Annotated in this window: 14 protein-coding genes and 1 pseudogene; 6 read left to right on the top strand and 9 right to left on the bottom strand. The window is 72.5% G+C overall.

The genetic code is table 11. The features are described from left to right. Positions 1-3: 3 nt before the first annotated feature. Entirely contained in the window at positions 4-1,260 is a 1,257-nt protein-coding gene (locus ACY34M_RS32465; RefSeq protein WP_462721897.1) for an AMP-binding protein, read from the bottom strand. 182 nt (positions 1,261-1,442) lie between these two features. On the opposite strand from ACY34M_RS32465, the gene ACY34M_RS32460 reads away from it, so the two are divergent. Together ACY34M_RS32460 and ACY34M_RS32455 are read left to right on the top strand one after the other, a co-directional pair. After that, positions 1,443-2,666: a PucR family transcriptional regulator gene (locus ACY34M_RS32460; RefSeq protein WP_462721898.1), complete on the top strand. Its 1,224-nt coding sequence runs from the start codon at positions 1,443-1,445 to the stop codon at positions 2,664-2,666. A 134-nt stretch (positions 2,667-2,800) separates the two neighbouring features. Then, a complete protein-coding gene (locus tag ACY34M_RS32455; RefSeq protein WP_462721899.1) occupies positions 2,801-3,595 on the top strand; it encodes a VOC family protein in 795 nt (264 codons plus the stop codon). Positions 3,596-3,604: 9 nt separating this feature from the next. Here the strand turns inward: ACY34M_RS32455 and def are convergent, their stop codons facing one another. Then, positions 3,605-4,252: a peptide deformylase gene (def, locus tag ACY34M_RS32450; RefSeq protein ID WP_462721900.1), complete on the bottom strand. Its 648-nt coding sequence runs from the start codon at positions 4,250-4,252 to the stop codon at positions 3,605-3,607. A gap of 142 nt (positions 4,253-4,394) precedes the next feature. Here def and ACY34M_RS32445 point away from each other — a divergent pair, with 142 nt between their 5' ends. Beyond that, entirely contained in the window at positions 4,395-5,144 is a 750-nt protein-coding gene (locus ACY34M_RS32445) for a GNAT family N-acetyltransferase (protein WP_462721901.1), read from the top strand. 12 nt (positions 5,145-5,156) lie between these two features. On the opposite strand, the gene ACY34M_RS32440 is transcribed toward ACY34M_RS32445, so the two are convergent. After that, entirely contained in the window at positions 5,157-5,609 is a 453-nt protein-coding gene (locus ACY34M_RS32440; protein WP_462721902.1) for a MarR family winged helix-turn-helix transcriptional regulator, read from the bottom strand. 170 nt (positions 5,610-5,779) lie between these two features. On the opposite strand from ACY34M_RS32440, the gene ACY34M_RS32435 reads away from it, so the two are divergent. Both ACY34M_RS32435 and ACY34M_RS32430 read left to right on the top strand, forming a co-directional pair. Then, entirely contained in the window at positions 5,780-7,795 is a 2,016-nt protein-coding gene (locus ACY34M_RS32435) for an NADPH-dependent 2,4-dienoyl-CoA reductase (protein ID WP_462721903.1), read from the top strand. An 87-nt stretch (positions 7,796-7,882) separates the two neighbouring features. Then, complete coding sequence (locus tag ACY34M_RS32430) at positions 7,883-8,410, top strand: PadR family transcriptional regulator (RefSeq protein WP_462721904.1); 528 nt, start codon at positions 7,883-7,885, stop codon at positions 8,408-8,410. A gap of 6 nt (positions 8,411-8,416) precedes the next feature. Here ACY34M_RS32430 and ACY34M_RS32425 read toward each other — a convergent pair whose 3' ends face one another. The 4 genes from ACY34M_RS32425 to dhaK form a co-directional block, all read right to left on the bottom strand. Next, positions 8,417-9,427, bottom strand: a complete 1,011-nt coding sequence (locus tag ACY34M_RS32425; RefSeq protein ID WP_462721905.1) for a fibronectin type III domain-containing protein — start codon at positions 9,425-9,427, stop codon at positions 8,417-8,419. A gap of 131 nt (positions 9,428-9,558) precedes the next feature. Beyond that, complete coding sequence (gene dhaM, locus ACY34M_RS32420) at positions 9,559-9,972, bottom strand: dihydroxyacetone kinase phosphoryl donor subunit DhaM (protein WP_462721906.1); 414 nt, start codon at positions 9,970-9,972, stop codon at positions 9,559-9,561. Continuing rightward, entirely contained in the window at positions 9,969-10,577 is a 609-nt protein-coding gene (gene dhaL, locus ACY34M_RS32415; RefSeq protein WP_462721907.1) for a dihydroxyacetone kinase subunit DhaL, read from the bottom strand. The genes dhaM and dhaL overlap by 4 nt, the downstream gene beginning before the upstream one ends. A gap of 55 nt (positions 10,578-10,632) precedes the next feature. Continuing rightward, on the bottom strand, positions 10,633-11,625 hold the full coding sequence (gene dhaK / locus ACY34M_RS32410; RefSeq protein ID WP_462721908.1) for a dihydroxyacetone kinase subunit DhaK: 993 nt from the start codon (positions 11,623-11,625) through the stop codon (positions 10,633-10,635). On the opposite strand from dhaK, the gene ACY34M_RS32405 reads away from it, so the two are divergent. Beyond that, entirely contained in the window at positions 11,612-12,103 is a 492-nt protein-coding gene (locus ACY34M_RS32405; protein ID WP_462724127.1) for a CGNR zinc finger domain-containing protein, read from the top strand. The two genes, dhaK and ACY34M_RS32405, sit on opposite strands and share 14 nt — an antisense overlap. A gap of 214 nt (positions 12,104-12,317) precedes the next feature. On the opposite strand, the pseudogene ACY34M_RS32400 reads toward ACY34M_RS32405, so the two are convergent. Continuing rightward, positions 12,318-12,440, bottom strand: a pseudogene (locus ACY34M_RS32400) (IS5/IS1182 family transposase); the annotation flags it as partial. A 134-nt stretch (positions 12,441-12,574) separates the two neighbouring features. Beyond that, positions 12,575-12,787 (bottom strand): hypothetical protein, encoded by a 213-nt coding sequence (locus ACY34M_RS32395; protein ID WP_462721910.1) that lies wholly within the window; start codon positions 12,785-12,787, stop codon positions 12,575-12,577. Between the last annotated feature and the right edge of the window lie 438 nt (positions 12,788-13,225).

Below are 13,225 nucleotides of genomic sequence, written 5' to 3'. Positions count from 1 at the left end.
CGCTCACGCCGATCGCATCTCCCCGCCCTGTGCACCGGCACGGCCCAGCAGCGTGACGAACTCGTCCGGTCCACGCACGGCGAGCCGCCCCGTACGCAGCCACCCGCCCGCCAACAGGCCGGGGGCGTCGCCCAGTTGTGGACCGCGCAGCAGCAACTCGCCCGCGTGGCCCGGCAGTGCGTCCACCTCCGGTATCCCCTCCACCGCGATCCGCACCTCCGTGCCGGGCAGCGCGAGCCCCGCCGTGCCGGGGCGGGCGTCCGCCGACAGCGGGTTGGCGAGGGCGACTCCGGCCGCGGCGGTCGGCCCGTACGCCTCGACGACGCGGGCGTCCAGTGCCGCGCGCGCCCGGTCACCCGTAGCGGCGTCCAGCGGCGCGGTGACGACCGTACGGACCGTGGCCAGCGCCTCCCGTTCATGGGCGGGCCGCTCCAGCAGGCCGCGCAGGGCGGCGGGCTCCGCCACGAGCAGGGTGGGGGCGCGGCGCCGCGCGGTCCGCAGCACCGCCAGCGGTTCGGGGTCCGGCGGCGCGAGCACGGTGCGCGATCCGGCGAGGAGCGGGGCGACCACCGTGAGGACGAGCCCCGGGGCGCGGTGCACCGGCACCAGCGACAGGACGCGCTCGGGCCGCCGTGACTCCCGCTGCCGGCGGCCGAGTTGCCGCGCCGCCGCGACGAGGTTGCGGTGCCGGAGCCCGGTCGGTGTGCCGTCGCGCCCGCGCAGGACCACCGCGAGATCGTCGGGGGAGGGGCCCGCGGGGAGCGGAACGGGTGCGCGCCGGGCGTCGAGGGCGCGGTAGTCGACGCACCCGGCGGCCGGGCCGACCTGCGCGGCGTCCCCGCGCACGTCCACCGTCACCACCGCCCGGAGCGCCGGGAAGCGCCACGCCCCGGCGGCCTCGTCCGCCGCCTCGTGCGGCACGACGACGACCGCGGCCGTCGTGTCCACCCGGCGCAGGCCGGCCGGATCCAGCGGCACCACCACCGCCCCGAGCCGCCACACCGCATGGCACAGCACCACCGACTCCGGGCAGTCCGGAAGGAGCAGCGCCACCCGGTCCCCGCGCCGCACGCCGACCTCGGCGAGCCCCGCCGCGACCCGGAGCGCGGCGCGGCGCAGCGCCCGGAACCCGGTGCGCCGCCGCCCCGGCCCGACCAGCGCCGTGCGCGCCCCGTGGCGGCGGGCCGCCTCGTCGAGCAGGGCGGGCAGCGCGAGGGGCGGCACCATCAGGCCACGCGCCGGTGACAACAGGTCCGTCATGACTGGATCGTGGCGCACCGCACACCGTGGCCACTTGTGCCCCTTCGCGCAGGACCTGGCCGCGCGTTGTCACCGCGGTGACAAGGCTCACGCCGCTTTCTGTGCGCCTTCTACGGGGCGCCACAACAACCCCGCAGTATCGTCACCGCACCCTGACGGACCTGCGTACGGAGGGAGCGCGCATGTGGGAAGCGGCTCACGACACCCGCGAACGGCCGGTGAACGGCGCACCGTTCAGGAACTTCCCCGCCGAACTCAACGAGCAGTTACGGCCGTTCCTCGGTGATCTGACCGAGGAGGTCGTGCGGGCGATCAGGACCGAGATCGCCGAGTACGCGCGGCCCATGGACGACACGTACATGCACGTCGTGCACCGCGGCGTCGAGCAGGCCCTCGAAGGCTTCCTCGCCCGCGTCGCCGACTCCCAGAGCGACTGGGAGGACGTCAAGGCGACGTACCAGCGGATCGGCAGGGGAGAGGCCGACGAGGGGCGCAGCCTCGACTCCTTCCAGGCGGCGCTGCGGCTCGGCGCCCGCGTCACCTGGCGGCGCGTCACCGACCTCGTGCAGGCCGACCGGCTCCCGCCGCACGTCCTCGTCGCGTTCGGCGAGGCGATGTTCCTGCACCTCGACGAGATGGCGGCCGCCACGACGGCCGGCTACACCGAGGCACGACTGCACACGGCGGGCGAACTCCAGCAGCGGCGCAGCCGCCTCATCGACCTGCTCACCGCCGACCCGCCGGTCTCCCCGGAGGCCGTCGCGGACCTCGCGCACACCGCGCAGTGGCCGGTGCCGCGCGAGATCGCCGTCGTCGTCACCGACGACCAGGGGACGGGGGAGGGGAGCCGGCCCATCGTGCCGCCCGAGTTCCTCGCCCGCTTCGACGGGCAGCCGGGCATCATCGTCGTCCCCGACCCCGAGGGGCCCGGCCGGGAGCGGGCCATCGCGGGGGCGCTGCGCGGACTGCGCGCCGCGCTCGGGCCGACCGTCGCGCTCGACGCGGGCGCCCGCTCGCTGCGCTGGGCCCGCGACGCCCTGGACCTGGCGCGCCGCGGCACCCTGCCGCGCGGCGGGCTCGTGCGCTGCACCGACCACCTGTCGACGCTGCTGCTCTTCCGCGACGAGGACCTGGTCGCCGAGCTGGCCCGGCGCCACCTCGGCCCCCTCGACACCATCCGCCCGCCGCACCGCGAGCGCCTCGCCGAGACCCTGCTGTGCTGGCTGAGCTGCGCCCGCAACGCCAGCGAGGTCGCGCAGCGGCTCGCCGTGCACCCGCAGACCGTGCGCTACCGCCTGCGCCAGCTGGAAGAGGTCTTCGGCGAGAGCCTGCGGGACCCGGCCGCCCAGTTCGAGATGCAGCTGGCGCTGCGCGCGATGCACCTGCGCCGCCCGGGCCCGGAGTGACGCCGCCCGGCGGCTCGGAGCGACGCCTCCCCCTTGCCGTCCGCCGGATCGCGCCCCGGCCCCGCCGCGCCTAGCGTGTACCCATACCTGCCGGGCGGCGTCGTGCCCGGCGATTGACGGAAGGGTGTCGCGCCATGTCCGCTCGTCCTGAAGGCGCGCCCGTCTGGGCCGACGCCATGTTCCCCGACCTGGAGGCCGCGAAGGCCTTCTACGCAGAGCTGTTCGGCTGGACCTACGACGAGGGAAGCCCCGAGTTCGGCAACTACACGCAGGCCAGGACGCCCGACGGCAAGCACGTCGCGGCGCTCGTGCCGCAGATGCCCGGCGCCGAGGGCACACACCCGGCCTGGAACCTGTACCTCGCCACGGAGGACATCGCGTCGGTCGCCGAGCGGATCAGGGACGCGGGCGGCAGCCTGATGATGGACCCGATGCAGGTCGCGTCGTTCGGCACGATGGTCACCGCGCAGGACCCCGCGGGCGTCGTCTTCAGCGTCTGGCAGCCCGACACCCACGAGGGCTTCGAGAAGGTCAACGAGCCGGGCGCGTTCTGCTGGGCCGAGGTCAACACCCGCAACGCCGCGCGGACCGACTCCTTCTTCCCGACCGTCTTCGACTACGACGTGCAGAAGATGGTCGACGAGCACATCGACTTCAACGTCTGGAAGCTGGGCGGCGAACCGGTGCTCGGCCGCATGCAGATGACGGACGACTTCCCCGCCGACGTCCCCTCGCACATCAACGTGTACTTCGTCGTCGAGGACTGCGACGCGGCCGTCGCCACCGTCCAACGCCTCGGCGGAAAGCTGTACTTCGGGCCGATGGACAGCCCCTTCGGCCGGTTCGCGACGGTCGGGGACCCGCAGGGCGCGGCGTTCTCCGTCATCGACGTGTCCGCCGCCAAGGGCGAGATGCCGGAGATGGGCTGACGGACCGGGTCAGTCGCCTGCCGGAAGGTCGAACCCCAGCTCCTGCGCGGCGAGCCGGGGTGTCGGCTGCGCCCACCGCTCCACGGCCGCGGCGCTCTGCGTGGACGACAGGGACCGCAGCTCGGCGCGGTCCAGGTAGAGCGTGCCGTTCAAGTGGTCCGTCTCGTGCTGCACGATCCGCGCCGGCCAGCCCGCGAACTCCTCGTCCACCGCGCGCCCCCGCTCGTCGAGGGCGCGCAGCCGTACGCGCGCGTGCCGGGCGACGACGGCCTGGTAGCCCGGCACGCTCAGGCACCCTTCGTAGAACGCCGCCCGGTCCTTGCCCACCCCGTCGTACGACGGGTTCACCAGCACCCGGAACGGCTGCGGCAGCCGGCCGCGGGCGGCCCGCACCTCCTCGCTCACGGCCGCCGCGTCCTCGATGACGGCGAGCCGCAGCGGCACCCCGATCTGCGGCGCGGCGAGCCCCACGCCGGGCGCCGCGTGCATGCTCCGGCGCATCGCGGCGATCAGCCGGTCGAGCAGTGCGTCCGACAGCTGCCCGTCGACGGGCTCGGCGGGGCGGCGAAGGACCGGGTCGCCCGCGGCGACGATCGGCAGCGGTCCCTCGGCGGCGAGCAGGGACTCGACGTGATCACTCAGTGACGTGAACGGCATCGGGCCAGGATGCCAAGCGTGATCACGCGGGCGGCGTGCGGGGGCCGGGAATGCGACGGCGCCCGCGACGGTTCTGATCTTCTGGTCGTCTCGAACGGATGGGGCGGCAGTGGCACAGGAGAAGGTTCGAAGGTTCCGACGGATGACGCAGACGCAGCCGAAGACGTACGCAGCGCACGAGGCCACCGCGGGCCCCGCGACCGGGCTCGACGGCGGGTTCCACCCCCTCGACCACCCCGCGTACGCCGCGCTCACCGGCCCGCACGCGCACTTCGCCGAGTACAGCGGCCGGGCCCTGCGCTACCCGACCGACGTCACGCCGTGGACCGCGCTGCCCCCGCACCCCGAACCCGCGGACTGGGCGGGCCTCGCCGCCTTCGCCGCGCCGGACGGCCTCCTGCCGCTGCTGGGCACCGACGTCGAGCTGCCGGACGGCTGGGAGACGACGGTGGACCACGCGGGCGTGCGCATGGTCGGCGACGCGGTGGACGCGGCCCCGGACCCCGAGGCCGTTCCGCTGACCGCCGCCGACGTGCCGGAGATGCTCCACCTGGTGGCCCGCACGCAGCCCGGCCCGTTCACGCCCCGCACCATCGAGCTCGGCACGTACCTGGGGATCCGCCGGGGCGGCGCGCTCGTCGCCATGGCGGGCGAGCGACTGCACCTGCCCGGATACACCGAGGTCAGCGCCGTGTGCACCGACCCGGACCACCGCGGCAAGGGCCTCGCGGGACGCCTGGTGAAGGCCGTCGCGGCCGTCGTCCAGGAGCGCGGCGAGACCCCCTTCCTGCACACCGGCGAGGCCAACACGAGCGCGATCCGGTTGTACGATTCCCTGGGCTTCCGGCTGCGCAACACGACCCGCTTCCGGACGGTGCGCGCGCCGCGGTAGCGCGTTCCGGGGCTAGGGCTCCTCCTGCGCAGCGTGGTTGTAGCGCACGAGGTAGTCCGCGAACCGCTCCAGGTCCTCCTCCGGCCAGTCCGCGAGGCGGTCGCCGAAGATCTGCCGTCGGTTGACGGTCACCTGGCGCAGGACGTCGGCGCCGGCCTCGGTCGGCTGCAGGACCTGCACCCGGTGGTCGTCGGGGTCGACCCGCCGGATCACCAGGCCGGCCCGCTGGAGGGCGGCCACCTGGCGGCTGACCGTCGACTTGTCGAGGGCGTAGTGCGCCGCCAGGTCGGTGGCACGGCAGCCGCCCCGCTCGTCGAGGTGGGCGAGCAGCGAGTACGAGACGAGCGAGAGCTCCGGATGCATCCGCGCGGCGGTGGCCCGCGCGCGCCGGGCGAACGAGGTCAACTCGCGCTGGATGGTCTCCACGGCCGCCTCGCGGTCGGCCGGGCTGTCTGGCTGTGCCACGGCGGTTCCTTTCCGGGTGCTCGTTGCACTCTACAACCCAGCATGGCCGGGCAACCCGGTGTGTCCGGCCCCGTGCGCAACGTGGCGTGCGTCTCTTATGCAACTTGTTGCAAAAGCGGTGCGGTGTCCTCTACAACTGACTCGACCGTTCACCGCTCCTGGAGGGCCCCATGAGCCGCTACCCGCACCTGCTCGCCCCGCTCGACCTCGGATTCACGACGCTCCCGAACCGCGTTCTGATGGGCTCGATGCACGTGGGCCTGGAGGAGGCGCCGAACGGGTTCGCGCGCATGGCCGAGTTCTACGCGACCCGCGCCCGCGGCGGCGTCGGCCTCATGGTCACCGGCGGTATCGCGCCCAACGCCGAGGGCTGTTCCTTCGAGGGCGGCGCCAAGATGACCACCGAGGCGGAGGCCGCGCAGCACCGCGAGGTCACCGACGCCGTGCACGCGGCGGGCGGCAGGATCGCCATGCAGATCCTGCACTTCGGCCGGTACGCGCACCACGCGGGCCTCGTCGCGCCGAGCGCCGTGCAGGCGCCGATCAGCGCCCACGTCCCGCGCGCCCTCACCGACGACGAGGTCGAGCGGACCATCGAGGACTACGCGCGCGCCGCCGAGCTCGCCAAGTCCGCCGGGTACGACGGCGTCGAGGTGATGGGCTCCGAGGGCTACCTCATCAACGAGTTCATCGTCTCCGCCACCAACCACCGCGAGGACCGCTGGGGCGGTTCCTACGAAAACCGGATCCGCTTCGCCGTCGAGATCGTGCGGCGCGTGCGCGAGCGGGTCGGCCCCGACTTCATCCTCATCTACCGCCTGTCCATGCTGGACCTCGTCCCCGGCGGATCGACCCTCGACGAGGTCGTGCACCTCGCCAAGGAGATCGAGGCGGCCGGCGCCACCATCATCAACACCGGGATCGGCTGGCACGAGGCCCGCATCCCCACCATCGCCACCTCCGTGCCGCGCGGCGCCTACACCTTCGTCACCAAGAAGGTCATGGGCGAGGTGAACGTCCCGCTGGTCACCACCAACCGGATCAACACCCCGGAACTCGCCGAGGAACTGCTCGCCGACGGCGCCGCCGACATGGTCTCCATGGCCCGCCCGATGCTCGCCGACCCGGAGTTCGTGAACAAGGCCGCCGCCGACCGCTCCGACACCATCAACACCTGCATCGGCTGCAACCAGGCCTGCCTCGACCACATCTTCAGCCTCCAGATCACCTCCTGCCTCGTGAACCCGCGCGCCTGCCACGAGACCGAACTCGTCCTGGCGCCCACCCGGTTCAAGAAGCGCGTCGCCGTCGTCGGCGCGGGCCCCGCCGGACTCGCCTGCGCCGTCAGCGCCGCCGAGCGCGGCCACGACGTGACGCTGTTCGACGCCGCCGCCGAGGTCGGTGGGCAGCTCAACGTCGCCCGCCAGGTCCCCGGCAAGGAGGAGTTCGACGAGACGCTGCGCTACTTCCGCACCCAGCTCGAACTGCACGACGTCACCGTCAAGCTGGAGACCCGCGTCGCCGCCGACGACCTCAACTCCTACGACGAGGTCGTCGTCGCCACCGGCGTCACCCCGCGCACCCCGGCGATCGACGGCGTCGACCACCCCAGCGTCGTCAGCTACCTCGACGTCCTGCGCGACAAGGCGCCCGTCGGTGAGCGCGTCGCCGTCATCGGCGCGGGCGGCATCGGCTTCGACGTCGCCGAATACCTCACCGACGGCGGCGAGAAGGCGAGCCTCGATGCGGCCACCTACTTCCGCCAGTGGGGCGTCGACATGGACTACGGCGACCGCGGCGGCCTCGCCAAGCCGGAGCGGCCCACCCCGCCGCGCCAGGTGCACCTCGTCCAGCGCAAGGCCACCAAGGTCGGCGCGGGCCTCGGCAAGACCACCGGCTGGATCCACCGCACCGAACTGCGCCACCGCGGCGTCACCATGATCCCCGGAGCCACCTACGACCTCATCGACGACGCGGGCCTGCACATCACGGTCGAGGGCGAGCAGGACCTCATCCCCGTCGACACCGTCGTCCTGTGCGCGGGCCAGGAACCGCACCGCTCGCTGTACGACGACCTCGTGGCCGCCGGACGTACCCCGCACCTCATCGGCGGCGCCGACGTCGCGGCCGAGCTCGACGCCAAGCGCGCCATCAAGCAGGGCACCGAGGTCGCCGCGGCCCTGTAGAGACCGGGGAGCCACGTGGCCGGGCCCGCCGGACACGTGGCTCCCCTTCACCGACTTCACCGACGGGAACTCGCCTACCCTTACGCCATGTCACTCCCGCACGCGATCCTCACGGCGCTCCTGGAGAAGCCGTCGTCGGGCCTCGAACTGACCCGCAGGTTCGACAAGTCCATCGGCTACTTCTGGTCGGCCACGCACCAGCAGATCTACCGGGAGCTCGGCAAACTCGAACGCGAGGGACTGATCCGCGAGCTGCCCACCGAGGCACCCGCGCGCGGCAAGAAGAAGGAGTACGAGGTTCTGCCGCAGGGTCGCGCGGAACTGGCCCGCTGGACCGCCACCCCGCACGACCCCAAGCCGATGCGCGACCCGCTGCCGCTGCGGCTGCGCTCGGCCGCGGTGGTCGGCACGGACGGCATCACCGAGGATCTGCGGCGCCATCTCGCCCTGCACCGCGAGCAGTTGGCGACGTACCAGGACATCGAGAAGCGGGACTTCCCGCCGGAGAAGAACAGCGAGGCGGACCGCCTGCAGCACGCGGTGCTGCGGGCGGGCATCGACCTCGAACAGTTCTGGGTGGACTGGCTGGAGCGCACCATCGCCGAGCTGGACTGAGGAGCCTCAGCCCCGATCGGCCGTGGCCCCCGTGACCACGCTCCGCTCCGCCGAGAAGGCGCCCCACGTCCCGTCCGGCAGCTGCGCGCGCAGCTTCACCCGGTGCTCCACCCCCGCCTTCTTGCCGATGTAGAAGCTGTACGTCGACGATCCGGCCGGCGCGCTCTCGCCCCACACCACCGTCGTCGCCTGCCGACCGTCCAGGAACACCTGGTACGCCGGGACCTCGCCGCCGGTCCGCGGCGGTGTCCACTTCAGGTCGAGGTAGTACGCGCCGCCGGAGCGCCGTGTCACCGCCTGGAACTCCGAGGGGGAGGTGCCGGGGCCCTCCGCGGCCCTGCCCTTCGCGGTCGTCAGGCGGAGCGTCCCGCTGGCGGCCGAGGTGTTGTCGGCGGCGTCGCGGGCCCGCACGCTGAACGCGTACGCGGTGCCGGGCCGCAGCCCCGTGAGGAGCGCCCGCGTCTCCTTGCCGTCGACACTGTGGATCTTCGTGCCGCCCTGATAGATGTCGTACGAGGCGACACCCTTGTCGTCCTTCGCCCTGTGCCACGCCAGCGACACGGCCCGGCTCCCGGCCGCCTCGCCGCGCAGCCCGGTCGGCCGGCTCGGCGCGGCGCGGTCCGCCTTCTCGGCGGCCGGGGTGGTGGCGCTGACGCGGGTGCTCGCGGGGCCGAGGGAGCCGTCCGTGCCGCGGGCGCGCACCGTGAACACGTAACGGGTCTTCGGGGCGAGCCCGGTGACGTCGACCATGTGCCGCTCGGCGGACAGCCGCTCGACCCGCTTGCCGCCGCGGTACACCTCGTACCCCTTGAGCTGCGCCGTGCTCGTGGGCCGGTTCCACATGACGTGCACGGAGGTGGCGGTCCCGGCCTGCGCGGTGACGCCGACCGGCGCCGACAAAGCGGGACCCTCGGCCTTCGCGCTGTCGGAGAGGAGGCCGCAGGAGGCGAGCCCGGTCACGAGCGCGGCGGCGCAGGCCGCGCGGGCGAGCAGGGTGCGTGGAGGCAGGCGTCGCACGGAGGGCCTTCCGTTCGAGCGGATTGGTACAGACCTGTATGGCACGGGAGGCGGGCTTTCCTCAAGGGGTTCGCGCCAACAGGTCTGTACCAGGTCCGCACAACGGTCCGGTGCGGCCGTTCAGTTGCCGCTCATTCCTTGCGGTACGTGTACGCCTCCGAGGCCGCCGCGGCGACCGCGTCCAGGTCCGCCCCCGTGGAGGCGGTCACGACCGCGGCGATCGCGCCCTCCACGAAGGGGGCGTCCACGAGCCGGGTGGCGTCCGGGAGTTCGTCGCCCTCGGCCAGCAGTGCCTTCACGGTCAGCACGGCGCTGCCGAGGTCGACGAGGACCGCGACCCCGGCGCCCCGGTCGACCTGCGCGGCGGCGGCCGAGATCAGCTCGGAGCTGGTGCCGAGACCGCCGTCCTCGGTGCCGCCCGCCGCCGCGACGGGCGCGGTGTCCCCGCCACCGGAGAGCCCGGCCGCGAGCCGCGCCACGGATTCGGCGACGTCCTTGCTGTGCGAGACCAGCACGATGCCGACGGGCTTGTCGGCGGCGCTCACGACGCGCCTCCCGCGGCCTCGGCCAGCGCGGCGATCAGCAGCGCCGACGACGTGGCCCCCGGGTCCTGGTGCCCGATGCTCCGCTCGCCCAGATAGCTGGCCCGCCCCTTGCGGGCCTGGAGCGGGATGGTCGCCTCGGCCCCGTGCTCGGCCGCCGACCGCGCCGCCGCGAAGTCCCCTTCGCCGAGCGCCTCCACCGCCGGCACGAGGGCGTCCAGCATCGTCTTGTCGCCGGGCGCGGCCCCGCCGAGCGCGGCAACGGCGTCGACCCCGGCCTTCAGCGCCGCGGCGAAGTCCGCCTCGCTCACCTCGGAGGCATCACCCAGCGCCTTGCCGGTGCGGCGCAGCAGCGTCCCGTACAGCGGCCCCGAAGCGCCGCCCACCGTCGAGATCAACTGCCGTCCCGCCCCGGTCAGTACGGCCCCCGGAGTGTCCGGCGCGTCCTTGTCGAGGGTGGCGCGCACGGCGTTGAAACCGCGCTGCAGATTGCTGCCGTGGTCCGCGTCGCCGATCGGTGAGTCGAGTTCGGTGAGCCGGTCGGCCTCGCGGTCCACGGCCGCCGCGGCCGCCGTCAGCCAGCGCCGGAAGAAGTCGGCGTCGAGCACGTGATCTCCTTGCTGTTCAGGTTCGTTGACGTGGTGGGGTGGGGGAGCGGGGTCGTCACATGCCCCAGCGCAGCCCGGCCGTGCTGACCGGCGCGTCCCACAGGCGCAGCAGTTCCTCGTCGACCTGGCAGAGCGTGACGGAGGCGCCGGCCATGTCGAGCGAGGTGACGTAGTTGCCGACGAGCGTGCGGGCGACGGGGACACCGCGCTCGCCCAGCACCCGCTGGACCTCGGCGTTGAACCCGTAGAGCTCCAGGAGCGGAGTGGCGCCCATGCCGTTGACCAGCACCAGCACGGGGCTGCTGGGGTTGAGGTCCTCAAGGACGGCGTTCACGGCGAAGTCCGCGATCTCCCCGGAGGTCATCATGGCGCGCCGCTCGCGGCCCGGCTCGCCGTGGATCCCGATCCCCAACTCCAGCTCACCGGCCGGGAGGTCGAAGGTCGGGGTGCCCTTGGCCGGGGTGCTGCACGGGCTCAGGGCGACGCCGAAGCTCCGCGCGTTCTCATTGACCTGCCGGGCGACCGCCTCGACCCGCTCCAGCGGCTGTCCCTCCTCGGCCGCGGCCCCGGCGATCTTCTCGACGAAGAGCGTCGCTCCGGTGCCGCGTCGCCCGGCGGTGTAGAGGGAGTCGGTCACGGCGACATCGTCGTTGACGAGAACCTTGGCGACCGATACGCCCTCGTCCTCGGCGAGTTCGGCGGCCATGTCGAAGTTCAGCACGTCACCCGTGTAGTTCTTCACGATGAACAGCACACCGGCGCCGCTGTCCACCGCGGCGGCGGCCCGCACCATCTGGTCCGGCACGGGCGACGTGAACACCTCACCGGGACACGCCGCGTCGAGCATGCCGGGCCCGACGAACCCGCCGTGCAGGGGCTCGTGCCCGGCCCCGCCGCCCGACACCAACGCCACCTTCCCGGCCACCGGCGCGTCCCGCCGCACGACCACCCGGTTCTCGACGTCCACGGTCAGCTCGGGGTGGGCGGCGGCCATACCGCGCAGCGCGTCGGCGACGACGGTCTCGGCTACGTTGATGAGCATTTTCACTGGTACCTCCGGGTGGCGTTGGCAGGTGGCGCGATGGCCTGCGTTTTGCCTGGTCAAGTTAGTTTTCCGCGGTTCTGGATCTTGGCGGTCTGCGGCGGTCTGCGGCGGTCTGCGGCGGTCGACGGCGGTGGTGGGCGGGGCTGAGACTCACTCGATGCTGAATTTATTGACGGCTCGTCAGGTTCCTGGGGTCGACGTTTGCTGTTCCATTGCCAGTATCGATGGAGCTGCCGGGTTGGGCATCCGTTGCGACCTGAACGGTGCGCCGCTGCGACTGGGTGAACGGCCTGCCGGCCGTTCCCGCCGGGTCGTGGCCGACCACGGGTTCGCGCGGATCGGCATCTGCATTGGAGACCACTGCGCCGACGTCTACGTCGACCAGTCCCCTGGGGGGCGACGCCGGTTCTGCTCGGTGACCTGCCAGAACCGGACCCGCGTCGCGGCGTTCCGTAGCCGGAAGGCGGCTGCCGCGGGATGAGCCATTGAAGGCCGACGCTGCCGATCAGTCGCGTGTGTGTGAGGTTGACAGCGCCGACATCACTGACGGTGCCCGCTCCGCGATGGACGATCCTCAGTTCGCCGGCGTTCCAGGCTCGGAGGCGGGCTGGGCTTGTCCCGTAAATGATCTTTGACATGTTCGGGGTGTGACTGGCTGCTGTCGGACCCGCCGACTATCCGGCGAGGTTGAGGTTGTGCGAGCGGTTGTGCTCTCGCTTCCAGCCGGGCAACTCCTCGCCCGGGGTCGGCGGTGGGGCATGAGCAGTCCTGTGCCGGGATAGCCGCCGTCGGCACTCGTCAGGGGCTTGCCTCTCTGCGCTCGCTGTTTTCCTCGACAGAGCCCGCTCTGGATCGCGACGCCCTGCGTCGCTGTGACCGAGACGTAGAAGTAGGAGTGCGGGACGCTGGTTGAGTGCGCGGCCGCCAATGACGACCGCGCACTCCTGTTATGTCATTTCGGTTGCCTTCTTCGAATGTTGCCGACGAAGAGATGGGCGGCTCCGAAGATGCACAGCGTCAGTACGAGGAGGACCCAACCTCCTGAGTTGCCCGAGGCGATGAGGAACGCGGACAGTAGTACACCCGCCGCCGCGAAGACCGTGGTGAAGAGCATCCATCGTTTCACGGCCGCACGCTGCTCGACCGACCATCCGACATTGGGCATTGCGGCAACCCTTTCCTGAACGGGGAAGTGGGCAATCCCCTGTCGTTTGGCGGCTCTCAGTCGCCGATGACTGCGTTCGAAGCGATCTGCCCCACGCTCAGAGTGCGCGCTTATCACCTTGAGCAAGGTGTGCAATGCCGCCAGCGAGGTCGTCTACCGGGCCCAACGAGTCTCCCAAAGCATCCAGAAATCCGAGGCGCCGAGGGCGTCGGTGAGGTAGTGGTACGCCTTCCCGTTGCGGGTCATGGAGTTCAGAGTGCCCTCGGGTCCGCAGACAAATCCCGTGTCGACAGCGGTAGTTGTCTCGGTCGCCGGGCCGATAGGCCCGGGGTGGTAGTAGGTGTCGCCGAGGCGGTGGCGTTCGCTGGATGCGGTGCGGGTGCCCTCGGAGGTGGAGGCGAAAGAAGACGACGGGGACAGCGAGGCGGTGCAGCGCCC

The sequence above is a fragment of the Streptomyces sp. EDA2-14 genome (genome assembly GCF_054963755.1).
Note: the sequence above shows the minus strand (reverse complement) of the source record. Positions and strands in the feature narration are given on the sequence as shown.